18 protein-coding genes and 1 other annotated feature are annotated in these 24,299 nt (G+C 49.8%); of the genes, 12 read left to right on the top strand and 6 right to left on the bottom strand.

Annotated features, from left to right (window positions below; genetic code table 11):
- Positions 1 to 16 precede the first annotated feature (16 nt).
- From QTL79_RS14285 to QTL79_RS14250, 8 genes are all read left to right on the top strand, one after another.
- Positions 17 to 1,465 carry a hypothetical protein gene (locus QTL79_RS14285; RefSeq protein WP_346355645.1) on the top strand — a complete coding sequence of 483 codons (1,449 nt, stop codon included), beginning with the start codon at positions 17 to 19 and terminating at the stop codon, positions 1,463 to 1,465.
- A 60-nt stretch (positions 1,466 to 1,525) separates the two neighbouring features.
- Positions 1,526 to 1,975: an RDD family protein gene (locus QTL79_RS14280; RefSeq protein ID WP_346355644.1), complete on the top strand. Its 450-nt coding sequence runs from the start codon at positions 1,526 to 1,528 to the stop codon at positions 1,973 to 1,975.
- 95 nt (positions 1,976 to 2,070) lie between these two features.
- On the top strand, positions 2,071 to 2,274 hold the full coding sequence (locus QTL79_RS14275) for a hypothetical protein (protein WP_346355643.1): 204 nt from the start codon (positions 2,071 to 2,073) through the stop codon (positions 2,272 to 2,274).
- 86 nt (positions 2,275 to 2,360) lie between these two features.
- The gene (locus QTL79_RS14270; RefSeq protein ID WP_346355642.1) at positions 2,361 to 2,783 is read left to right on the top strand and encodes a hypothetical protein; all 423 of its coding nucleotides are present in this window, start codon (positions 2,361 to 2,363) and stop codon (positions 2,781 to 2,783) included.
- Positions 2,784 to 2,858: 75 nt separating this feature from the next.
- Entirely contained in the window at positions 2,859 to 3,302 is a 444-nt protein-coding gene (locus tag QTL79_RS14265) for a hypothetical protein (RefSeq protein WP_346355641.1), read from the top strand.
- A gap of 106 nt (positions 3,303 to 3,408) precedes the next feature.
- On the top strand, positions 3,409 to 3,843 hold the full coding sequence (locus tag QTL79_RS14260) for a hypothetical protein (protein ID WP_346355640.1): 435 nt from the start codon (positions 3,409 to 3,411) through the stop codon (positions 3,841 to 3,843).
- A gap of 267 nt (positions 3,844 to 4,110) precedes the next feature.
- Positions 4,111 to 7,872 (top strand): YobI family P-loop NTPase, encoded by a 3,762-nt coding sequence (locus QTL79_RS14255; protein ID WP_346355639.1) that lies wholly within the window; start codon positions 4,111 to 4,113, stop codon positions 7,870 to 7,872.
- 110 nt (positions 7,873 to 7,982) lie between these two features.
- Positions 7,983 to 9,200: an alanyl-tRNA editing protein gene (locus QTL79_RS14250; protein ID WP_346355638.1), complete on the top strand. Its 1,218-nt coding sequence runs from the start codon at positions 7,983 to 7,985 to the stop codon at positions 9,198 to 9,200.
- A gap of 100 nt (positions 9,201 to 9,300) precedes the next feature.
- Here the strand turns inward: QTL79_RS14250 and QTL79_RS14245 are convergent, their stop codons facing one another.
- From QTL79_RS14245 to QTL79_RS14220, 6 genes are all read right to left on the bottom strand, one after another.
- Positions 9,301 to 9,657: a hypothetical protein gene (locus QTL79_RS14245; protein WP_346355637.1), complete on the bottom strand. Its 357-nt coding sequence runs from the start codon at positions 9,655 to 9,657 to the stop codon at positions 9,301 to 9,303.
- A 302-nt stretch (positions 9,658 to 9,959) separates the two neighbouring features.
- Entirely contained in the window at positions 9,960 to 11,498 is a 1,539-nt protein-coding gene (locus QTL79_RS14240) for a subtype B tannase (protein WP_346355636.1), read from the bottom strand.
- 30 nt (positions 11,499 to 11,528) lie between these two features.
- A complete protein-coding gene (locus QTL79_RS14235; RefSeq protein WP_346355635.1) occupies positions 11,529 to 11,963 on the bottom strand; it encodes a MarR family winged helix-turn-helix transcriptional regulator in 435 nt (144 codons plus the stop codon).
- A gap of 14 nt (positions 11,964 to 11,977) precedes the next feature.
- Positions 11,978 to 13,255, bottom strand: coding sequence for an MFS transporter (locus QTL79_RS14230; protein WP_346355634.1), 1,278 nt, complete (start codon positions 13,253 to 13,255; stop codon positions 11,978 to 11,980).
- 61 nt (positions 13,256 to 13,316) lie between these two features.
- A complete protein-coding gene (locus QTL79_RS14225) occupies positions 13,317 to 14,357 on the bottom strand; it encodes an amidohydrolase family protein (RefSeq protein ID WP_346355633.1) in 1,041 nt (346 codons plus the stop codon).
- A gap of 204 nt (positions 14,358 to 14,561) precedes the next feature.
- Positions 14,562 to 17,087, bottom strand: a complete 2,526-nt coding sequence (locus tag QTL79_RS14220) for an AMP-binding protein (RefSeq protein ID WP_346355632.1) — start codon at positions 17,085 to 17,087, stop codon at positions 14,562 to 14,564.
- Between the two features lie 94 nt (positions 17,088 to 17,181).
- Positions 17,182 to 17,430, bottom strand: a binding site (T-box leader).
- A gap of 172 nt (positions 17,431 to 17,602) precedes the next feature.
- On the opposite strand from QTL79_RS14220, the gene QTL79_RS14215 reads away from it, so the two are divergent.
- The 4 genes from QTL79_RS14215 (at position 17,603) to QTL79_RS14200 (ending at position 24,299) form a co-directional block, all read left to right on the top strand.
- On the top strand, positions 17,603 to 18,460 hold the full coding sequence (locus QTL79_RS14215; RefSeq protein WP_346355631.1) for a CPBP family intramembrane glutamic endopeptidase: 858 nt from the start codon (positions 17,603 to 17,605) through the stop codon (positions 18,458 to 18,460).
- A 217-nt stretch (positions 18,461 to 18,677) separates the two neighbouring features.
- Positions 18,678 to 19,421, top strand: a complete 744-nt coding sequence (locus tag QTL79_RS14210) for a hypothetical protein (protein WP_346355630.1) — start codon at positions 18,678 to 18,680, stop codon at positions 19,419 to 19,421.
- A gap of 212 nt (positions 19,422 to 19,633) precedes the next feature.
- The gene (locus QTL79_RS14205; protein ID WP_346355629.1) at positions 19,634 to 21,319 is read left to right on the top strand and encodes a methyl-accepting chemotaxis protein; all 1,686 of its coding nucleotides are present in this window, start codon (positions 19,634 to 19,636) and stop codon (positions 21,317 to 21,319) included.
- A gap of 40 nt (positions 21,320 to 21,359) precedes the next feature.
- On the top strand, positions 21,360 to 24,299 hold the full coding sequence (locus QTL79_RS14200; RefSeq protein WP_346355628.1) for an HD domain-containing phosphohydrolase: 2,940 nt from the start codon (positions 21,360 to 21,362) through the stop codon (positions 24,297 to 24,299).

Genomic DNA, 24,299 nt, shown 5'->3' with positions numbered 1-24,299 from the left:
AAAGGAGCGGTATAGCATGAGTTATGATGGATCAGGCGAAGGCGGAAATAGCGGCGGCTACGGCGGCGGTTACGGTGGCGGTTACGGCGGAGGAAACGGCGGCGAGTCAAGCGGCGGCGACAGTCAAGGCAGTGCGGGCGGTTTCGGCGGCAGCAGCGAATCAAGCGGCAGCGAGGGACAAGGGCTGAGCGGCGGCAGTTTCGGCGGCGATGCCTCAAACGAGAGCGCATCGAATGCTTCCTCCGGCGGCTTCGGCAGCGAGGCGGCGGATTCAGGCAGCAGCGCCTCTTCGGAAGGTTCCGAGGGAGAAGGCGTGCAAGGCGGTACGCCCTGCTCTTACAGCGGCGTCGATAACGACGCGCTCGGCGGCTCGTATACCGACGCCGAAACAACGCAGATCGGCAGCGGGTTGGCTGCGCTAGGCGATATGGGCAGCGGTTTTCTGAACAGCGTTGCGGGTTGGTGCAGCGAAAACATTACCGGGCCGTTCGCAGCTGCGACGCAGCAACCGGTCTCTGCGGTCGAAGCGGAATCGACCGCTGCGATGCTCAGCGATAACGTGCCGGGGATGACGCGGCAAGAAGCGGAGACGGGCCTGCAATCCTTCGGCATCGGCGCAGCGGAGGAGAACTCCGATTCCGGCGTCTCCGTCGAGAGCGGCGCGCCGGGACTTGCGCAGCAGGACGTCGCAAACGGCGTACAGGGCGGAACGCCGTACAGTTTTAGCGGCGTCGACAACGACGCGCTCGGCGGTTCGTACGCCAATCCTGAAACCGCGCATTTTGCGAGCGGAATTGATGCGCTGAGTGACGTAGGCCGCGGTGTAGCGAATTGGACAAGCGAACATATCACAGGCCCGCTTGCAGCTGCGGCGCAGCAGCCGGTATCGGCGGTCGAAGCGGAATCAACCGCGGCGCTGTTGGGCGATAACGTGCCGGGGATGACGCGGCAGGAAGTGGAAAGAGGATTGCAGGCGTTTGAGAATAAAGATACTTTGGCGGTAGAGGAAGACAGCGTTGGAATTAGCGTTGATGATATAAAAAAAACAGGAGATCGTTTAAATGATGCTTTGGAGATTACTGGACAAATTGGAGTCGGATTGGGCGTGAAAGGGAAAATAGCGGGTATTGGAATTGAGGCACAGATAGGAAAATATTATGAAAATATTACAACGGATAAGCCGAAAGAAACTTTAAATATTGGACTTAATGTTAGTGCAACAAATAAACTTTTTGCTGGCGTAGAAGCACAGGGGTCTATAGATCCTACCACAAAAGAAAATTTAGGCGGACAGGGGTTTGCTGGGGTCAAGATTGGAGCGAATAAGTTTGGATATGAGTGGGGTGGAGAATCATCTGCGGATGTGGTCGTAGCAACAGAAATTGGAGCATTAACGCCATTAGGAGGAGCAAAAATAGAAGCTAAATTTGACTATACAAAGTTTACTGAAAGAAATAATCGTTAAAGATTTTTTCTGAAAAACTTGTTTAAGCTGATATGAAAAATCAAAGGAGGAATAATCATTATGAATGAAAAGTATGGTGGTGCAGGAGTACGTTTTTTGGCAAGTTTGATTGATTTTGCCGTGATTGTGATTCTGAGTACATTGTTGTTTCTTGGTTGCATGAAGGGCGTAGAAGTGTTTGTTAAAGAGATAAGCATTCAGCATATAATAGGGACGGATGTGACCATAACGGCAATTGTCTATATGACGTATTTTACAGTACTAGAAGGAGGAAAAAGGCAAGCTGGATTAGGTAAGAGGATGATGAAGTTGAAAGTGACAGGTCTGGACAACACCAAGATAGGCTATGTAGCTGCATTTTGCAGAGCGATATTGAAATTGATTTTAGTCTTAGGGTTTGCGGGGGTAGGCGCTATAAGTATATTTTTTTCAAAGAAGAAGCAAACGGTGTACGATATTTTTTTAAAGACAGTAGTAAAAAAGACGAATGAAAGATGCGAAGAGAAGTAAACAGATTGCGGTAAAACAACAAGGGGAAATTTATGCTTAAAGAAAAAACGTTGTTTGAAGTTAAACGCGATGAGAAGGTTTGAGGGGGTAAAAAAGTGAGTTTTACTGGAAGTGAAGTGGAAGTTAAAAAAATAGCCATGCTTTTATTCGGCACAGGATTAGTGATTTTCCCCACATCTTTTCGTGAGTATAAAATGTGGGAATTATTTGGAAATCGGCGAAGCGTCAGCAGAGTAGAAAAAGTATGCAGCAGAGGAATTGGCTTAATAATGATTGCAGCAGCTTTATTAAGCTGGTAGTAAAATTATCAATAAGGGCAGTAAATATTTACGCAAAATAAAAACGTTTTTAAATCCGGTGTTGTTATAGATCGGGCGGTGGAAAAATGAAAGCGAAGCAAGGTATGATAATCGGAGCGATTGTGACGCCGATCGGCTTGCATCTAAAATATCCATGGAATGCTACTGTGGCGATTATTGCGAGCATAGTTTTCTTATTTATCATGATCCGAGACAGAGGAACATCCAACAAATACATTTTTATCGGGACCACAATAATAGTTGCGGCTGGCATCTTTATGGGAGCGGTAATGATTGAAAATCCGGTTCCTGGACTTTCAGGGTTGATGCCGATTACGGTCGGTATAATAATGATGTTCATCGGCATTTTTATAATCGGCGTTGGCAACCATATTAAAGATCCGAAGCGAGTGACAAAAAAAGACCTGGCGTACATCTTTGGCGCATTTTGTTTTATCATAATCTATTTTGGGGCAGTGGAATGGTTTGCGTATAGTCTGCACCACTAATATATAAGCGAAAAATAAATGCGATTGCAGCGGGAAGAAAAGGTGGCATTCCGATTCCGAGCAAGGAGGGCATGCGTGTTTAGACGATTTAAGATAGGAATTTTTTTGCTTGTCTTGGTGATTTTATCGTACGAAGCAGTCAAACCAACGTTGTATCATGTGGATATTGCACAGGAAGAAATGAAAATAAAAGCAGATTTGAATGAAATTCAGATCATGCCGGGATCACAGTTGAAAAGAGTGGATGTTATAACAAAGTCAGCTCAGACTCATGTGGATAAAAAATTTATAGCGTTCTTTAGCTATCACGAAATCAATGACTACTATGAGAATGAAATGAAGCGGCTCGGCTGGGATAAAGTTGAGGAGAAAGATATAAAAATCTGGGGTAAAGATAAGGGCAGCAAAGAAATTCGCTACCGAAAAAATGAGCGCGAAGTCTATCTCTACTATCGGGGCGCGGATCAAAGTAGGGATGATTTTTGGACGTATGCAATCGGGGCGTCTTGGAAGCTTTAGTGAGCGCAGAAAAAACAGTTCTTATGAAGAGCTGAAGTGCATCAACAAACAGTCTTCTTGAGGAAGCAACTGCCGTAAAAATAAATACGATTGAAGTGGGAAGAGCATGGAAGATAAATTAAGCGCGAAGCAAGGTATGATAATTGGATCGATTGTGACGCCGATCGGCTTGCATCTAAAATATCCGTGGAATGCTGCTGTGGGTTTTATTGCTGGAATAGTACTCTTGCTGATAATGATGCGTGATGGAAAGACCTACAATCGATATAATTTTATCGGAACCTTCATCATGATTGCGGCTTGTGTCTTTGGTGGAACTGTAATAATGGAAAATCCGACAGATGGAATTTCAGGACTGATGGAAATACAGGTTGTTATTGTGATGATGTTTATCGGCATTTTTGTCATCGGCGTTGGCAACCACATTAAAGATCCGAAGCGAGTGACAAAAAAAGACCTTGCGTACATCTTTGGCGCATTTTGTTTCATTGTAATTTATTTTGGGGCAGTGGTGTGGTTTGCGTATAGTCTGCACCACTAATATGGAGTAGACCTGGAGAGATGTAATGCATCCCATGAAATGGGGCAGGATTGATCGTCATTGCTGGCAACTTACTGCTTTCTAGGCAGAGTACTAACGGGGCACACGTATGCGAGCGTGTGCCCCGTTTTAATTTTTATACAACATATCGCTAAAGTGATTTGAAAATACATTCATGTTATGTAAAAAGAAGGAAATGGATAAAATATTAGAGAAGGAGATAAATAGAGAGTTTAGCGATTTGCAAAACAACCAGGAGGTATTTCCATGCGAAGCAATAGACATCATTTTCAAAAGTTAACACCTGTTGGGGATGTGAAGTTAGAAATATATAATGAGGCATTGGATTTTGTTTTTGCCGATGGAGATGTTAAAAACATTGCAATATCAGGCCCGTATAGTTCGGGTAAAAGCAGTGTATTAGAAAGTTATAAAAATATGCATAAAGAGATTAACTTTATAAATATTTCATTGGCTTGCTTTGAACCAATGAAAGTGCTGGATAAGGAAGATTTGGAAGAGGCAAAAGAGAAAGAAACAGGTGAAAAGACTAAAACTCCTAAAGCGCCTAAAAAAGCTAAAACAGGTAATTTAGAGGGGAAAATTATAAATCAACTGGTGCATCAAATTGATATTGATAAAATCCCACAAACGAACTTCAAAGTAAAAGAAAAAGTAGCTCGATATAGAGTTGAAAAAAATACGGCAGTGATGGCCGCTTTTTTGCTGTTGATAGTGTATTTGTTGAAATTTAAAGAATGGTCTCAATTTGTTCAAACCTTATCGTCGGGATCGCTAAAAGAAATGCTGTTGTGGACGACTTATGAAAGCGTGGAATTTGGGGCTGGAGCTGTCCTGGGTATGATTTCGATTTATATAATCTATTCGATTGTTAAAGTGCAAAAAAACAGAAATGTTTTTAAAAAAATAAAGTTGCAGGGACATGAAATTGAGATGTTTGAAAATGGTAATGAAGATTGTTTCGATAAGCATCTTGATGAGATTCTGTATCTGTTTGAAAACGCTGGCTGTGGTGCAGTTGTCTTCGAAGACTTGGACAGATACAACATGAATAGTATCTTTGAAAAATTGCGAGAAATTAATGTGCTGGTCAATAGTAATAGAAAAAAACCGATTCGTTTTTTCTATTTGATTAGAGATGATATTTTTGAATCGAAAGACCGCACGAAGTTTTTTGATTTTATTATACCCATCGTTCCGATTATTGATGGATCAAATGCATACGACCAATTTATCGAACACTTTAAGCAGGGCAAGATCTATGAAAAATTCGAACCTGAATTTTTACAAGGACTGTCATTGTATATCGATGATATGAGAATGTTGAAAAACATATACAATGAATTTGTAATTTATCATGATCGCATACAAAAAACGGAGCCGGACTACAATAAATTATTGGCGCTTATTGCCTACAAAAATATTTTTCCGAAAGATTTTAATGATTTACAATTGGGCATGGGATATATATATACCTTATTTGAAACTAAGGTAAAGCATATAGAAGAAAAGAGTATAAAAATTGATTCGGAAATAGAAAAAATCAAAGAGGATATTGAAAAAATAAATAATGAAAACCTTAATTCATTAGAAGAAGTTGAGACGATTCTTTTTCAAATGAATGGGCCTGTAGGGTATATTGGAGGAGCTCAAGTACCTGCCAATACGGAAAATAGGAAATTGATTCAAATGATAAAGAAAAATCCAACAAATGTTGCGGTATGGAAAGGGGGAGGCTGGAATAGTGTAAATATGACAGAAGCAATAGCCAAAGTTCAAAAAAATCCTGAATATATCGACCGCAAAAAAAGCATAGAAGGGAAATCGGCACAGCGGAAAAGAAAACTCGAAATAGAAGTGGAAAAACTAAAACAACAGAAGGCAAGGCTTGAAAGTCAACGCTTGCAAGATTTTATCGATGGAGAGAATATTGACGAAGTTTTTAGTGTCACTTTTACTAATGAGATAGGAGAAACAAATAAATTTGAGGAAATCAAGGCCAATCCATATTTTCCAATGATAAAGTATATTATACGAAATGGACATATTGATGAAACATATTCGGATTATATGACTTATTTTTATGAGAACAGCTTAAGCCGGACAGACAAGATCTTTTTGCGCAGCATTGCAGATGAAAAAGCAAAACCGCATTCCTATGCCATTGAAAATCCGCAAAAGATCATTGACCGCCTTAAAGAGACGGACTTTGAGCGAAATGAAATATTGAACTTTAAGCTACTGGCGTATTTGTTGCAAACAAAAAAAGAAAACGGGGTGTTTTTAAACCGAATCATGCAACAAATCAAAGACAAGAAAAACTACGAATTTATAGCGGCTTTTTTGGCGAATGAAAAAGACATTGCTGCTTTTATTGAGATGATAAATAGGCTCTGGCCAAGTGCCTTGCAAGGGATATTGACAGAAAGCGAGTTTGGTGAGGCACAAAAAAAGCGGTATATCATAAATACGCTATATTATTCTAGCCCAAAAGATATTGAAGCTTTGAATGAAGAAGAATGTTTAGCAAAGTTTATAGCAGATGACCCGGCGTTTTTGGAAATGGACAATCCTCAAATTGACAAAATTATAAAAGGCTTAACTGTACTGGAAGTAGAATTTACTCGGATTGATTATAATGTAGTCAATAAAGAGATTTTCCAAGAAGTGTACAAAAATGATCGATATCAATTGAATTTCGAATTAGTTTCCTTAATGCTTGAGGTGAATTATCAATACGCTAAAAATGATGATTTTAAGAACAAGAATTACACTTTGATTGCTTCAAAACCTGATGAACCCTTAGCGCTGCGCGTAGAAAGAGATATTGAGCAATATATGGAAATTATGCTTGTAAATTGCGAAGGCATTATTCTTGATGAAGAAGTGAACGTATTAGCCATACTGAACAATGAAAAAGTAAAGGATGATGTAAAGAAAAAGTATATTAACTTTTTGCAGACAATGATTGAAGAGATTAGCAGTGTTGCTAATCATGAGCTATGGGGCGCATTATTACAACAGAACATCGTCAAATATTCGGAAACCAATGTATTGGCGTATTTTATGAACAGTGACAAGGAAATAGACGATAATCTAATTGATTTTATCAATGGAAATGAAGAAGTAATTGAATTTAATCGTAAGACAATTGACAAAAGGTTTGGAGACGGCCTTGCGGAAAAATTTTATAGAAAAGTTACTATCTGTGACGCACTGGAAAATGACAAATATGAGAAGATCTTAGTTAGCTTAGAAATGCAATATAAGAAATTTGCTTATCAAGAAATAGATGATGAAAAAATTTCAATTCTGATCAATCACAAAATTATTAGAATGACTGCAGAAAATCTGATTTTCATGAGAGAGTTTTATCCCCGCCATATAGTAGCGTTCATTAAGAAAAATATTGATGAATACAGCAGTGAAACGATCAATGCTGAAAATGCAAATGAAGAAGAATTAGTAATGCTTTTAGAAGAAGAGATTGAGGATAAATATAAGATTGATGTATTGAAGTATATAAAAAGAGAAATATCGATAAAGGAGAAAAATTACTCTGAAGCGCTTAAGATAGCAATATTTCAAAAAAATCTGGACGTAGCTGACCTCGCAAATTTGGTTGAAATTTATAGCCATGAAAGTGAAGCAATGCAGGCGGCGATTCGAAAAATAGCGGAAGGATATGTTGAGGAGATTATCGAAGAAAATCATTCGCTTTCCGAAGAACTGCTTGTACATTTGCTTGAGGTAGAAGAAATTTTATTAGAAAACAAACAAAAGTTGCTTGCACAGTCATTGAGAGATATGAATGAAGACCAAGCGAAGAAATGTTTGGAAATTCTACGAATGCATGATTTTATGAGCTTGTTTCATAGAAAGCGTCCTAAATTTGAGATTAGCTCCATAAATGAACGACTTTTAGAAATATTTAAAGAAAAAAGGTGGATTACGAAGTTTTATATTGATGAGAAGGAAAACGGTTATTATCGAGCTATTGGACGCTAAACACATAACTAGTGATGGTCAAGCTGTTGTACAATTTGAAAATTAAATGCTTTGCCAATTTAGAAACGAAGTGAAATAGCAAAGCTGGAAAGAGTCAAAGGAGAAAAGCGATGACAGAAAAATTGTATGATTCACAGCGCTATGCGCGCGAGTTTACGGCCAACGTACAGTCGGTTTCGCCGCTGGAAAAGGAAGGGCAATGGGCGGTGGTATTGGATCGGACGTTGTTTTATCCGGAAGGGGGCGGGCAACCGGCGGATCGGGGGAGTTTGGCGGGTTTGCCGGTGAGCGATGTGCAGCTGAAGGACGGCCGGATCGTCCATGTCGTGAGCGGCGCTGCGCCGCAGGGCGAGGTAAAGGGCATTATCGACTGGGAGCGACGCTTCGATCATATGCAGCAGCATACGGGAGAGCATCTGCTGCTGGGCGCTTTTTTTCGTTTGTTTCAGGCCAACAGTTGCGGCTTTCATCTCGGCGAGCAGGTGAGCCATCTCGACCTCGATAGGACGGAGCTGAGTCCGGATGAGATTTTTCAGGCGGAAGCGCTGGCGAATGAAATGATTTTTGCCAACCGGACGGTGAGAGCGCGGCTCTTGGCAGAGGACGAAGATATGCCGGAGATGCGCAAGAAACCGACGAAAGCGTTTCAGGCGTTGCGGGTGGTGGAAGTGGAAGACTTTGACCGCTGTCCTTGCGGCGGCACGCATGTGGAAAAGAGCGGCGAGGTGGGCCTGGTGAAGATCATCGGCCAGGAGCGAAAGAAAGGCCGCTTGCGCCTCTTCTATCTGGCCGGAAAGCGTGCGCTGCTCGATTATGAGCGGAAGAACCGCGATCTTACCGCGATCGGCGCGCTGGTCTCGATGCCGCCGACCGAAAGTCTGGCGGCGGTAGAGAAACAGCAGGATAAAATGATGCAGCTCAATCAGCGTTATGCGCAGCTGCAAAGCCGTCTCGCGGAGCTGCTGGCGGAGCGATTGCTCCAGGCGGGCGAAGAGTTGGCTGAGCTGCGTCTTATCGTGCATTTGGCTGCGCCGGAAGACGGCGAGCTGCTGGATGAACTGAGTCGGCAGTTGACGCAGCGGGAAAAAGCGCTCTTTCTTCTGGCGGGAGAAGACCCGCGTAGCGGGCGCAAGCAACTGTTTTTCGGTCGCTCGGCGGATGTGGCGCTCGATATGAAGCAGCTGCTTGCCGCCGTGCAAAAGCAAAGGGGCGGCAAAGGCGGCGGCACGCCGAATCTGGTGCGACTGCAATGCCAGGAAGAGTGGGACATGAGTGAACTGCTGGAAATGGCGCGCCAGGAAGCGCTGAAGCTGGCGGCTCAAAAATAGCTTGGTGCAAAAAAAGCACTGCCGCAGCGGATTGCGACAGTGCTTTTTTATTGAGGGCAGAATGGGAAGGGATTTCTATCGTTACGCTCCTAGGGAGCGGTTAGCGTTTGTCGAGCACCAAAGAGACGATGTCTCTGGCCAGACGCTGCATGTTTTCGTCATGACGCCGCTGTTCTTCTTGTTGGCGGTCATGCCAGGCGCGCTCATCTTCGCCGGGGTGACGCTTCATTTCATGTTCATGGCGTTCTTTTTCGGCGCGCTCCCTCTCGTGGCGTTCGCGCTCTTGCCGTTCGCGATCCTGATCCTTGTGGTGCGGATCGTTTTGATCTTCCTCATAACGTTGCATGGCCGGGCCGTCCGGACGTGCGGCGGAAACTTCATTTGCGCTGACGGCAAACGCGATTTGCATCAGGCCGACCATCGAAAGCACGGCCAGTTGTTTAACGATTTTATTCATCTGCGATCACTCCCTCTTCTTGATAGGTTTATCATAACAAGGCAATGTTACAGAATGGTCAACAAAATATTTTCGTTCTGTCAATATTGAAAAGAGCTTTCCCTTGCGGTGAAGCTTTGAGACTATCGACAAAATGAAATCAAGTGGGACGTTTTTTACACGAAGAACCGAAGAAGGGAAGGTCGGAAGATTTTATTATTATTCTTCCATTCTTCCCCTCTTCGATTCTTCGTGTTATCGTTTCTTTTGTACCGTCTACGGTCTGAAAGCTTCACCATCGAGGCAAGGCTCTTTTCAAAGGATTATTTGGTCTGGCAGATTTGATCGACCCAGGCGAACAGTTCCGGCAGATCATAGTCGCCGCTGTGGCTTTTGCCCCAGGGCAGCGCAAAATCGACGGACGCGCCATGGTTGCGCAGTTTGGTTGCTAAAATAACAGGGACGGCCAAAGACGTATCGCGATCGAGCGAGCCGTGACGGATCCGCCAGTAATGGGCGGTGCTCGCAGTGGATTGGCCGATGTAGGATAGCGGATTCATTTGTCGTATGAGCGACGGTTCGGCAAGCGTACCGCCGACCGTGCTGCGCTTTGCCGCGAATTCGCTAAAATGCTGTGCGTTGACGGATGCAGTTCCAAACAGGCTGTTTTCGCCGCTGCCTAAGGCTACGTCGTCGAAGGCCGGCGTTGTTTTCATTCGTCCGGCATAACGCAGATAGGCGTCAAAATCGAGGGCGGTCACGCGGCCGTTTTGAACCGTCAGCCAGGCAAAGTCGGAAAGGTCGCTGCCTTGATTGAGCGCCGTTTGCGCCGAAGCCATCACGAAGGCTTTGACGTATTCTTTAAAGCTGCCGTTTCCGTCTGCGTCCAGTTTCAGCGGCTTGCCGCTGTCCGTTAATTGCAGCCCGTTCAGGTAGGCGGGAAAAAGCGGTTTTAATTCATTGGAGAGCTGTATTTGCTCCGCCGTCATTTGACCGCTGATTTCAAGCGGTTTTGGCAGATCGGTTGGCGGCGGCAGCATGATCGGTTGCTGGCCGGGCGACGGCATCGCGCCGCCGGAGAAGGTCATTTTTTTATAGTCATTGATGCCGTTAAACAGCCATTCATAGGCCATGTCAGCATGCTCAAGATCCGTAATCGGGCAATAGCAGGAGGCGGCAAAAATATCGTCGCGTTCGTTCGCTGCGCCAAGTTGCGTAAGCTCCTTTGTATAGTCGCCACTGTTTCCGGTTGCTCCGAGTAATGCTGACAGTGCCCCGCCAGCGCTGGTTCCGTTCGAGATGATTTTTTCACTGTCGCCGGGAATGCGTGCCGCATTATGGCGCAGGTAGCGTACCGCTGCTTTCAGATCGACAATGGCGGCGGGCGCTTTGCCGGTATAATTTCCGCTTTCGCTTTGCGTAGTCCGGCCTCGTGCGCCGGGTTCGGCGACGACATAGCCGTGCGCCAAGGCTGTCAGCGCGGCGTTTGGCTTGCCGTCCCGGTCAAGTCCGGGCGTTCCGGGCAGAGCCGGCATGTAACCGCCAATGGTGTTCGGCAGAAAAATCGGCGCGGTTTTGGCTGTGTATGCGCCGATTGATTTTCCTGCAAAATATTCGACAGGAACGTACAGGTTTAGATTTTGATACGTTGTGTCGACAGGGTGCTGTACATAGACCAGATTTTTGTAAGCGCGGTACGTGACCGTTTGTTCACCGACAGTCGCCGATTCGATGCTGAAGGAAGCAGCGTCAAAGTCGAGACTGTATTCGGCGGCAAAGGCTGGCGTTGCCGAGGCAAAGACGGCGCCGATTGCCAGCCATAGCAGCGTCAGCAAAGCGACAGGACAGATGCGTCGAAACATAGATTTCCCTCCTTGTGTATTGATGGCAAATTATTCGCGACTAGCCTGAGCCAGCGCATTCGCGCACATTTTTTCAAGCAACTGGTGCGCGGTTTCCTGTTCGGCTGTACTGAAGCCGTCCAGTAGTTGCTGGTTCCAGCCGTCCATCAGTAGGAACAGTTCGTCTTGGATGGCGGCGGCTTTTTCGGTCGTGTATAAGTTGTAAGCGCGTTTGTCGGTAGCGCTGGTTTCTTTTGTGACATAGCCTTCGGCAATCAGTTTGGCGATCGCTTTGGCCGTGGTCGCCTTGTCGATGCGCACCCGTTCGGACAACTGTTCTTGCGTGATGCCGGGATGCTTGTACAGTTCGATCAAAAACATGTATTGGCCGCTGCCGAGGTTGTAGCGTTTGAATTCTTTATTGAAAAAGATTTGGCTGTAGCGATACAGCAGTGAAATGTGCTTGCCCATGCGATCTTTATTCATAAAAACTCCCCCGTTCAATTGGTTTCTGTTGCAACTGGTTGTATTATAACGCGAGAGTTTGCTGGAGGCAAGGCTTTGAAATGCGTGCCGCCTGCCCATTCGACGGAGTCTGCTTCGCATGCGATACTGTCTGCTGCTTTTTTTTGCATGTGTTTTTTATAGAAGACGGCGAAAGGCAATACCGTTAAAAGTGCACAGCACAGATACATGGCGCGCAAGCCGATCAAAGCGGACAGTTGCCCGAGCAAAAGCGCGCCGAGCGCAAAACCGAGATCGAATGCTGTCAGCAGCGTGCCGTTGACGCTGCCGCGACGGCTGGCATCGACTTGATTGATCGACAGCGCAAACGCCAGCGAATAGAGAATGCCGAAGCCGATGCCGAGCAAGAGTGCTGCGAGCAAGAAGAAGCAAAGCTCTTGCGTGAAGAACAGGCAAACGAAAGTTGCGAAGAACGAGGCAAAACCGATGCACATGATCAGGATGGGGCCTTGCCTGTCCAACATTTTTCCGGCGTATGGACGACTTGCGATGACGCCGACGGCATTGGCGAGAAAAAACAGGCTGGCGTTTTCAATCTGCAACTCCTGTGCGAACAGCACGATGAACGAGAGCACGGCACTGTAGTTGAAGGCCATGAAGAAAACGATCGCGGCATAGGCGAGCACGCTTTTTTCCAGCCAACGCTTGTTGCGTTGCTCGGATGCTGCAGGTGCGACGCGAAAGCGGATGCCGAACAGACAGCAGGCAGAAAGTGCAGCCAATGCGGTTCCGGCGGCAAATAGGAAAGGATAACCGAATTGTTGAAGTACGCTCAGGCCGAGCCAGGGGCCAAGCAGCATTGCAAGGGACATCGAAAGACCGAAATAGCCGATCCCTTCGCCGCGCTGCTTCGCGGGAATGACATCGGTGGCGATCGTGGCCAGCGATGTCGTTGCAAAGCCCCAGCAAATCCCGTGAAAAATGCGCAGTGCAAGTAACGCGGTAAAAAAAGTGGTCCATGAATAGGCTGCCATTGCAAAAAACAGCAAGAGCAAAGAAAACCAGGCGGTTTTCATCCGGCCGGACGCATCCAGCAGACGTCCGGCCAACGGACGGGCAAGGACGCCTGCCAGCGCAAAAGCGCCGAACAAGAGACCGACATCGCCATTGCCTTTGCCAAGTACTTCCGTTGTGTAGAGAGGCAAAGTTGCCATAATGTAATACATGCCGGTAAACGCAAGAAGATTGGCCAGACAGTTAAAAAGGAAACTGCGCGTCCAAAGTGTTGTTGCGTCGGAAGGAACAAATGCCATTAAAATCACCTTCTTCTTTTAGTAAAGAGCGAACAGGCCGGTGTATCCGGCCTGTGGGGAATTATGATAAATTAAATAACCGGCAAGCATTTTGGCTGGTGATCCGTTCGCGATCGCTGTCGCTGATGTTTAGTGAGTTTACAAAATCAACGCCGCCGGACATCCAGCCATAGACGACGGGGAAGGAACTGCCGAACAGGATGTGATCGGCGCCGCAGACGTTAATGGCGCATTCGACCTGTTCTTTACCCCAGGAAGAAGGATGGGTCATATCAAAGAAAATATTGTTTTTCAGGTAGCGGGCGATCTTGTCTCCTTCCGAGGAATCAAGACGGACGAGAGCTTCTTGTTTTTTAGAGGCATGCGGCATTAACAATTGATAATTGGCAAACCAGTTGCCGCCAAACATGGTATGAATGAATTTCAGATTCGGAAATTCGTCAAACATACCGCTGAACAATTCACGACCGACCGCAGTGCCCTGGTCAATGATGCGGCCGAATTCGCGGCGCAGGTTGGTGTACTCGTAGATCGACTGCCAGTATACCGGCAGCGGCGTGTGATGCACGACAACCGGAACCTGAAGTTCGTTAAGCACCTTGAGATACGGCTTAAAGGCCTCATCATCCAGATACAACTGCCCGTAATGGCAGGCAAGCTGAACGCCGACCATGCCGAGGTCTTTCAGGCACCGTTCCAGTTCGTAGAGGTTTTCCTTGCCTCCCCAGGGCGGCAATACGGCATTGGCGTATAAGCGACCGTTTGAACGTTTGCAGATGTCGGCCGCATTGTCATTGACGATTTTGCAGGTGTCAAGCCGCAGCCATTCCTGCCAGACAGGAACGCGCAGAATCCCTTTGTCGACGCCGGCGTCATCCATCGCTTTGAGTTTGGCTTCGAGTGAGTAGTCGCCTTCGACATAGTTCAGATTTTGAAAGCCTTTCGGTTTTTCCAAAATCATATGGCGTTTGCCGCTGTCGAGTGTTTCGAGACGGGCGATTTCGCCAAAGCTGCGCGGCGCGGTGCTGAGAAAGCCGTCGAGTACCTTTTCGTTGTCGAACAAATCTTCCGGTAAATGATGAATGTTGATGTCGATGATCATGATAATCCTCCTCGTGACGTCGAAATAGTTGCAAGTGCAACTTTATGACTGTATTGTAACAAGAGAAAGTTTCTATTGCAACTAAAAAGAAAGAGTCTTGATCAAATCTTGTTATTTGAATGGCAGTAAGCGGGTATAGGGAATGGATATGAAAAAACAGGCTCTGTCGTATGACAAAGCCTGTTTCTTCCAAGAGGATAAGGATTATGCGGTTTCTATTTCGTTATCTCGTTCGAGGCCCAGACGTTTGACGGCCTGTTCGCGCATTTTGTATTTCATGATCTTTCCGGCGGCGTTCATCGGGAATTCGTTGACGAAATCGATGTAGCGCGGCGTCTTGTGTTTGGCGATATGGCTGCGGATATATTCTTTCAGTTCGTCGGCGCTCAAGCCGCTGTCGTCCTTGGCAATAACGCAGGCCATGATTTCTTCGCCGTACTGTTTGTCCGGTACGCCGATGACCTGAACGTCTTTTACTTTGGGATGCGTGTAGATGAAATCCTCGATTTCTTTGGGATAGATGTTCTCGCCGCCGCGGATGATCATGTCCTTGATGCGGCCGGTGATCTTGTAGTTGCCGTTTTCGTCGCGGCGGGCCAGGTCGCCGGTATGCAGCCAGCCGTCTTTGTCTATCGCGGCGGCCGTCGCTTCGGGCATCTTGTAGTAGCCTTTCATGATGTTGTAGCCGCGGGCGACGAATTCGCCGTCGACATTATCGGGCAGATCCGCACCGGTTTCGGGGTCGACGATCTTGCATTCGACGCCGGGCAGTTCGCGTCCGACCGTGGAGACGCGCAGCGCGATGGAGTCGTCAACGCGGCTTTGCGTGCAGCCGGGCGCGGATTCGGTCTGGCCATATACGATCGTGATCTCGCTCATGTTCATTTTGTCGACGACGTCCTGCATGACTTTGACAGGACAGGGGCTGCCGGCCATGATGCCGGTGCGCATGTGCGAGAAGTCGGTCGTGGGGAAATCCGCATGTTCCAGCATCGCGATGAACATCGTCGGCACGCCGTGGAAGCAGGTGATCTGTTCGCGGTTGATGCAGTCGAGCGACTGTTTCGGCGAGAAATACGGCAGCGGCGACATCGTGACGCCGTGCGTCATCGAGGCGGTCATCGCGAGAACCATGCCGAAGCAGTGGAACATCGGCACATGGATCATCATGCGGTCGGCGGTCGAGAGGTCCATGCAGTCGCCGATGTTTTTGCCGTTGTTAACCACATTGTAGTGCGAGAGCATGACGCCTTTGGGAAAGCCGGTGGTACCGGACGTGTACTGCATGTTGCAGACGTCGTGTTTGTTGATCGCACGTTCGCGGCGATAGACTTCTTCGAGCGGTGCGCGGTCGGACATTGCGACCGCTTCGTCCCAGGTCAGGCAGCCTTTTTGTTTGGAATCGATCGTGATGACGTTGCGCAGAAACGGTAATCGTTTCATGTGCAGCGGTTTTCCGGCTTCTGCCGTTTCGAGCTCCGGACAGAGTTCCTTGATGATGCCGACATAGTCCGAATCTTTGTAGCCGTCGATCATGACGAGCGTATGGGTGTCGGACTGGCGCAGCAGATATTCGGTTTCATAGATTTTGTAGGCGGTATTTACCGTGACCAGCACTGCGCCGATCTTGGTCGTTGCCCAAAAGGTGATGAACCATTGCGGCACGTTGGTCGCCCAGATTGCAACATGGTCGCCCGGACGCACGCCCAGCGCGATCAGCGAGCGGGCGAATTCGTCGACATCGTCGCGGAACTGCGCATAGGTGCGCGTGTAGTCGTGCGTCGTATAGCGAAACGCATACTGGTCGGGAAATTCGGTCACCATCCGGTCGAGCACCTGCGGGAAGGTCAGATCGATCAGCGCGTCTTTTTCCCAGACGTATTTGCCGGTTTTGGCGTTGTTGTCAAAGAGGCGGTCCTTAGTGGCGCTGGTTTCGAGAAAGCGGCTCATGTAGTTGGCGAAGTTCGGGAAGACGACGCCAGCGTCGGCGAGGTCGGGCGCCCAGCGTTTGAGCCATTCGAGAGAGACATAGCCGTCGTAGTTGATCGAGTTCAGCGCGAGCATCATCGCATCGATCGGCAGATCGCCTTCGCCCATGATCTTATAGCGGATGACGTCGTCTTCCATGATCGAATCCTTGACGTGGACGTATTTGATATACGCGCCGAGATTTTGCACGGTCTGGCCCGGCGTTTCACCGGCAAAGCGGTAGGGGTGATGCATATCCCAGAGCGCGGCGACCGCGTCGCTGGCGATCTGATTCAAGAGGCGGCAAAGACGGGCGGTGTCGGCATAGACGCCGTTTGTCTCGACCAACAACGTTACGCCGTGCGCTTCGGCGATCGGCACGAGTCGTTTCAAAGCGGCGAGAACGATCGTATCGTCGACTTCGCCGTCCGCCTGCGCGGCCAGGTCGCCGAGAATGCGGACATAGGGCGTGCCGAGCTGTGCGGCCAGTTCAATGTGCTGTACCAACTGGGCGTGCGTTTCTTCGGTTTTTTCTGCGAATTTCAAGCAGCAGCCGGGTGACAAGCAGGGGATTTCGAGGCGCAGCTCGGCAAGCTTTTCGATCGTATGCGGCAACTGGGTCGCGATAAACGGACTGACGTGAGCGGCGATGTTTCCGAGGCCCCGCACTTCGATGCCGTCAAAGCCGAAGTCCTTGGCCATGGAATAGATGTCCTTCCAGCTGAAATCGGGACAGCCGAGTGTTGAAAAAGCAAGTTTCATGATGATTCCCTCACAATGCATTTTATTCGTATCGATTGACGAGACTGAAAGCCTGCGCCGGGACAAAAAAAGCTTCCGTCTCCGAGCATGGCTGCTAAGAGACGAAAGCGTCAAACTTCCGTGGTACCACTCTTGTTGATATGAAACATATCCACTTTGTACAGTCGCGCGGTCGCGGCTGCAGTCTCATGATAACGGCGAGAAACCCGTTCACGCCTACTCGCCATTGCTTTCGGGTGAATGCTCAAGGGCGAGTTTCCATTGTCCTGCGCGCTGTCTTTCAGCAAACGACAGCTCTCTGGAGCGTCAGGCGGCAGTGGATCATCCCTATCAATGCACATTTGCTATTTAGATTATATACAAGTTAACAAATCTTGAAGGGGTTGTCAAGAAAAAAGAAACAGTGTTACAGCTTTTCTCTTCTGAAAAGCGGCGGCAGCGCAACTGGCGTTTACGCCGCACATCTTATATAATGGCAGGAAAAGAAATGAAAAAGGTAGAGGTAGAGGACGATCATGTTGAAGCTGCTTTGTTACGGACTTTTATTCCTTGCGGTCGCCTTGTTGTGGCTGCCGGATCGCTTACGCGTGCCGTTGTGGAGCGTGGCCTTTGCCCTGGCTTGTCTGGCGGGACTGTTGAGCGGTCAGCTGGACGGCGCTGCCGTTCTTTTCATCATCTGCCTGGCCATGGCGGTATATCTGTCGGAACGGGAAGAACTGGCGACATGGAGTCGGGCCGCGCTGCTGCTGGGCGTGGTTTTCGGCAGCTTTGCGCTGGGCGCGCACCGCATGCCGCATTTCCACAACTGGCTGGTCGCGGCCGATCTTAGGATCAGTGCGGACGCATCGCCGATCTCCCTCTATCTTAATTTTGACAAGACGGTGCCCGGCCTGCTCCTCTTGGGCTTTGCGCATCCGCGAATTAGAGAGCGAAAAGAGTGGGCGCTGCTGGCAAAACGCATCTGGCCGCTTGGCGGTTATCTCCTTGCGCTTTTGCTTGCGTTCGCGTTGGCGAGCGGTAAAATCCGTTTCGATCCGAAGTGGCCCGATTGCCTGCCGCTTTGGCTGCTGACCAATCTCTTCTTTGTCTGTATGGCGGAAGAAGCGTTCTTTCGCGGCTTTTTGCAGCGCAGGGCCGAAGCGGCGCTGGCGCAGCGGCGGGGTGGGAAAATGCTTGCGCTCGCACTGGCCTCGCTTGCGTTCGGCGCGGCGCACTATGGCGGAGGCGCAGGTTATGTATTGATCGCGACGCTGGCCGGATTGTGCTATGGCTATGCTTATCAGAGAACGAAACGAATCGAGGCCTCGATTTTGCTGCACGGGTTGGTGAATACGGTTCATTTTCTCTTCTTTACCTATCCGGTGCTGCCCTAGCGTCAAAGTGCAGCAGGGAAGTGGACGGCGGGAAAAAAAGACAGCTTTTTCCCCACTATCCCTTGGAAATAGACAAATGAACAAGTTGATACAAAAGTTACAAAAATCGACGCTGTACGGCAGGAGTTTTATGTAGAAAAGAGAACTTAAAGATAAACCTTTTGCCAATGCCATCTATAGTGTCATTTTAAAAAGAAAGGGAGGGCTGTAAAAGAAGATGACGCGTTCATCGCCGCATAAAGATCGCCAAGCGTTATTGATTGCTCATTATGAGCGGTTGACTTGCGACATGAGACAGAGCAGAAAATTGCCGGATTTGTACAAGATCGAAGAGATTGTCTGCCGCAAGCAGGTGCAGGTCGTGCGTATTTCGGCCAAGGTCCAGGAATGGGAGCAAGCGGCCCAGGAAAAGTATGGGAAACAATGCCTGTTCCAACAATACAAGAGCGTCATCGAAGATTCGGTCAGACTGCAGCTGCTGCCGAAACTGGCAGAACATTACGGCAGCGCGATACGCTATTGGCATTTTTTTGAACCGCATGAAAAAGAGGGCGAAATCAAAGCATTCACGGTCAAAGGGTTTCAGGAACCGATCTTCAAGATGAGGGGCGACGTCGCCGCACGCGAAGAGGAACGGCTCGGCAAGATCGTCTCGCGCAAGATTCGCGATGCATACGGACGAGGCCCGAACCGCCTCGCGCTGACGCAATTGTCGGAGAAGTGCCTCGTATTGGAGATGGAAGGCCTGCTGGGATCTTTTTCAGCACAGTATTTAGAGCGGCATGAGGCGCTCGGGAATGCGTTGCCGGATTTGTTTTCGGCGTTGGCGCATCACGTCTTGCAGGAATTGTGCGAGGAAGAGTGGCAGCAGGAACTGCAAAGCTTTACTGCAGTTGACTACAAGGAGAATCGGATCGTTACGCTGGCCGTCAGGCAAGATGCTGTGACGCGCTGCGGTTAAAACGAAAATAATAGCATGGCCAATCGCCCGGCAGTTCGTTGACGGACCAGCTGGATGAAGCAAGCTTGTCTTTTTTCTTGGGAATTGAAGAAGAAAAACCAAGGTTTATTTAAGCAGCGGTAAAACCGGAACTGTTTGACGCCTTTGTCTTTAGACAAAGGCGTCTGTTTTTTTATCGGGAAAGTGGGAGCAAAAAGTAGGAGGATTTTACTATGAGATGGGATATTCAAAAAAAGTTAGTGTTGATGGTGGTCGGCATCGTATTGGTCTTTTCGACCGCGGCAGGTCTGTTGTGTTATGAGATGAATGTGATGGAAGACGGCATCGAGGACATGGTCGGACGCACGGTGCCGATGACGGTTAATCTGCTGCGCCTCGACAAGGAGCTGCAGCGCGAGTCTTCGCTGGTGCGCGGTTTCATCATCACGAAGGACGGCGCGCTGGTGAACAATTTTCAGGATTCGAAGACGACGGTCAACCAACTGCTGAGCGAGTGGGAGAAAAACAGCAAGACGAAGGAAAGCCGGGAATATCAGAAAAAGCTCAAGGAAGGGTATCAACAGTACTGGGGATTTGTCGATAAGGCGGTCAGCGGCATCCAGGCCGGGCAGGATGTTTCCGGCGTCGTGAAACAAGCCGGCACGGCCATCGCCGCACTGGAAAAGGATACGAATGACGCGGTCCGCTTCACGCTGGCCTGGCAGGAAGAGCAGCAGAAAAAACGGGAAGAGAGCACAAAGAAGATGATGCTCTGGCTGTCGGTCGGCGTGGCTGGGGCGGCTCTTTTGACAGTTTGGGGCGGCATTTATTTCGCGCGGACGATCAGTCGTCCGATGAAGGAACTCGCGAGCGGCGCGGTCGCGGTCGCAAAAGGCGATCTGCGTGAAGTCTGCGTGCTTTATCGCGGTAATGACGAACTGAAGGATTTGATCGATGCGTTTTGCACGATGACGAAAGACTTAAGAACCCTGATTAACGGTGTGCAGGACACGGCGCAGATTCTGACCGCGTCGAGTGAAGAGTTGACCGCCAGTTCGCGCCAGACCGCGGATGCATCGGCGCAAGTGGCGCACGCGGTTACCGATGTGGCGGAAGGCGCGGAACGACAGCTAAGCGGCGTGGAGCAGGTCGTGCAAACGGTTGGGGAAATGGAACGTGCGGTCGAACATGTCGCGACCGCGGCGACCGGTCTTGCGGCCGAATCCAGCCAGGCGGCGATTGCCGCGCAGGGCGGACGGCAAACCGCGCAGACGGCGCAGCAACAGATGGAAAATATTCGTCTCTCGGTGCAAAATACCGCGCAGGCGGTACAAAATTTGGGCGAGCGGTCGCAGCAGATCGGCGAGATTGTGCAGGTGATCGCTGGCATCGCGGGCCAGACGAACCTCCTGGCGCTCAATGCGGCGATCGAAGCGGCGCGGGCCGGCGAACAAGGAAAAGGATTTGCCGTTGTAGCTGAAGAAGTACGTAAATTAGCCGAACAGTCGCAAACCGCGGCGGGACGGATCGAAAGCATCATCCATCAGATCCAGGATGAGACGGAACAAGCGGTGCAGGCCATGGAAACGGGAACCTGCGAAGTAGAAAAAGGAACCGGCGTCATGGCGGAAGCCGGCACGCAATTTGCCAAGCTGACCGAAATGGTGGAGAATCTGAACCGGCAGGTGCAGGAAATTTCCGCGGCGGCGCAGCAGCTTGCCGCGTCGGGCGAAATGGTGCTGAGTCAGGTGCAGGGCGTACGCGGCGTGGCGCAGGAAACCAGCGGACATGCGCAGACGATCTCCGCGAGTGCGCAGGAGCAATCGGCCACCGTGGAAGAAATCGCCGCGGCGAGCCGCGAACTGGCGCAGACCGCGGAAAATCTGCAGAGCAAGGTGGCAAGATTTCACGTGCATTAGAGCGAAAGAGAGCAGACTGACAGCGAGAGGATGAAGCCGGATGGAACAGGAAACGCAACGCAAGAAAGCGGCTCTAAGAAGGCAGGCAGCGGCGCAAGCGGAGTATGCTTTGTTTGAAGAGGTGTATGACGCTGTGTTCGTCGAGGCGGCGGACGGAGACATTTTGTATGTGAATGCGGCGGCCTGCCGGATGCTGCAATATGAACGGGCTGAGCTGCTCGCGCTGAATGTAGACGATCTTCTGCCAGAGCAGGAAGCGAAGGTGGCCGCCATACTGATGCAGCAGATGAGCATCGGTGAAAGCGTTTCGTTCACCGGCAACAACCGGGCGAAAGACGGCGGTCTGGTTCTGATCGAGGTGCGCGTGCGGCGTGTTGCAGAGGATCGCTTTATGCTTTTTGCCCGGCCGATTGCGGAGACGTCTTCGCGGGCGGTCAACGAAGAACGGCAGGAAGAGTGTCTGGCGGCGTTGCATGAGATCGGTCTCAGGCTGCTTGCAGAAAATGACGTCGATGCGCTTTTGCAGGGGATTCTGCGCCGGACCGCGGAGCTTTTTGGTACGCCGGACGGTTCGATCTGCCTGAAGGACGCGCAAAGTCAGGGCGTGGTGCGGCGTTACCATATTGGGCGCAGCAACGCGCAGGAGGATCGGTTCGGTTATTATGAACCGGGCGAAGGTCTGATCGGCAAAGTCTTTCAAACTGGCGAAGCGCTCTTGATCAGCGATTATCCGAACTGGCCGGGGCGGCATCCGCATCCGGATTTTGACAAGCTGCAGACGGTGGTCGGCATTCCGCTGAAAATGGCTAAGGAGACGATCGGCGTAATCTGCCTTGATTATTTCGATGCGCCGCGCGAATTCAACGTCGCCGAGCGGCTGCTGCTGCGCCAGCTTGCACAACTGGCTTCGCTGGTGCTGGTCAAGGCCGAAAACATCGCGACGCTGCATCAGTCGGAACGTTTGCTGCAGACGAAGAATGCGGAGATCAGCGCCGCGCTCGAAGAACTGATGGCGATCGAAGAGGAACTGCGCCAGCAGTTCACTGCGGTGCTGGAAAAAGAAGACCAGATCAGTCGTCAGAACATGGTGCTTTCCTTTTTACACAAGACCGCGCTGTCGTTCATGCATCATCTCGATATCGCTGAGATTCTCGATCAGATCATGGACAGCGCGCTCGGCTTTCTCGGTACGCAAGACGGCTGGATCGCCCTGCGTGACGAAACATCGCAGCCGTTTACGCTGCGGGTCGCACGAGGCGGCGCATTGACATTGCTGAAAAAGGAAAATGCCTGGCTACAGGCGATGGGGGAAAAAATCAGCCGACAGGCGAGTCTGCTCATAGAGGAGGAAGCATCTTGGCTGTCAACGGAAAACGAAGAAAAACGAAGCGTCGCGGCGATTCCTCTTTTGAGCGGCGGCCAGGTGGTCGGCTTCATCGGCATCGTGTTTGCCAATGCCAATGAAGCGAGGGCGCAGGAGGCCAGCGTCTTATTGCATCAGTTCGGCGAGCTGGCGTCGTTGGCCGTCGACAATGCAAGGCTGACGCACTCGTTTCAAAAGGAAATAGAAGCACGAAGGCAAAGCGAGGCGGCGCTGCGTCTGGCCAAGGAAGAAAGCCAGGCCATTTTGCAGGCGATGCCAGACCCGATCCTATTGTTGGATAAGGAAAAAACAATTGTCGCCATCTTCGATCCGCGTGCGCAGCTGCGCTTGATGGATAAGGCGGCACTGGGGCGCTCTGTCCTTACGTGTCTGCCGAAAGAAGCGGCAAACCGTTTTTTGCAACATGTGGAAGAAGCGGCGCAAAGCGGGACGGTGCAACAGTTTGAGGATCGCCTGCAGATTGACGGCGAGACGATCTACTATGACGTGCGCGTTGCGGTCGTCAGCAGCGAACGAATGCTGGCGGTGGTCAGAAATGTCACGCAACGCCGGGAAATGGAGCGGCAGCTGCGCCGCCTGAGCATGCAGGACAGTCTGACGGGACTATACAACCGGACGGTCTTTGAGTCGGAAATGAAGGCGATCAGCATCGGCAGTAAAGGGCCAGCAGCCTTGATGATCTGCGATGTCGACGGATTGAAACTCGTCAATGACTCGCTAGGTCATGCGACCGGTGATCAGCTTTTGCGTTCGGTGGCGACAATTTTTAAGCAGTCGTTCGAACCACACGAGATCGTCGCACGGATCGGCGGCGATGAGATTGCGGTACTGCTGCCTTTCAATACGGAGCGGAGCGTCGAAAACGCCTGCACAAGAATCCAACGCCAGCTGCAGGACTACAACCAGAAAAACCCGATGCTGCCGATCAGTCTGTCGATCGGTTTTGCGGTCAGCGAAACGGCGCCGCCGGATATGGATGCCTTATTCCGCGAAGCCGATCACAACATGTACCGGGAAAAACTGCATCGCAAGCAAAGCACGCGCAGCGCTATCGTCCAGGCGATGATGAAGGCACTCGAGGCGAGGGACTTCATCACCGAAGGGCATGGCGAGCGGCTGCAGGAAATCATGCTGGAATTTGCGGCCGCCCTTGGCCTGTCGAGCCAGCAGTTGGCCGATATAAGGCTCTTTGCCCAGTTTCATGACATCGGCAAGGTCGGCATCCCGGATCATATCCTCTTTAAGCCGGGCGGTTTGACGGAAGCGGAGTGGACGGTCATGCGGCAGCATGCGGAGATCGGCCACCGGATCGCGCAATCGGCGGCCGATCTCGATCCGATTGCCGATTGGATTCTGAAACATCACGAATGGTGGAACGGGCAGGGCTATCCGTTCGGTCTGAGCGGCGAAAAAATTCCGCTGCCCTGCCGGATGCTCGGCATCGTCGACGCGTATGACGCGATGACCAACGACCGTCCCTATCGTAAGGCATTGACATCCGAGCAGGCCGTCGCAGAGCTTCGCCGACATGCCGGGACGCAATTCGATCCGGCACTGGTGGAACCGTTTGTCGCATTGATCGAAGCAGAGAGATAA

Origin of the sequence: Azotosporobacter soli (assembly GCF_030542965.1) — a bacterium.
Classification (GTDB): domain Bacteria; phylum Bacillota; class Negativicutes; order SG130; family SG130; genus Azotosporobacter; species Azotosporobacter soli.
The sequence above is the reverse complement of the archived record's forward strand: the minus strand, read 5'-3'. Positions and strand labels throughout refer to the sequence as shown.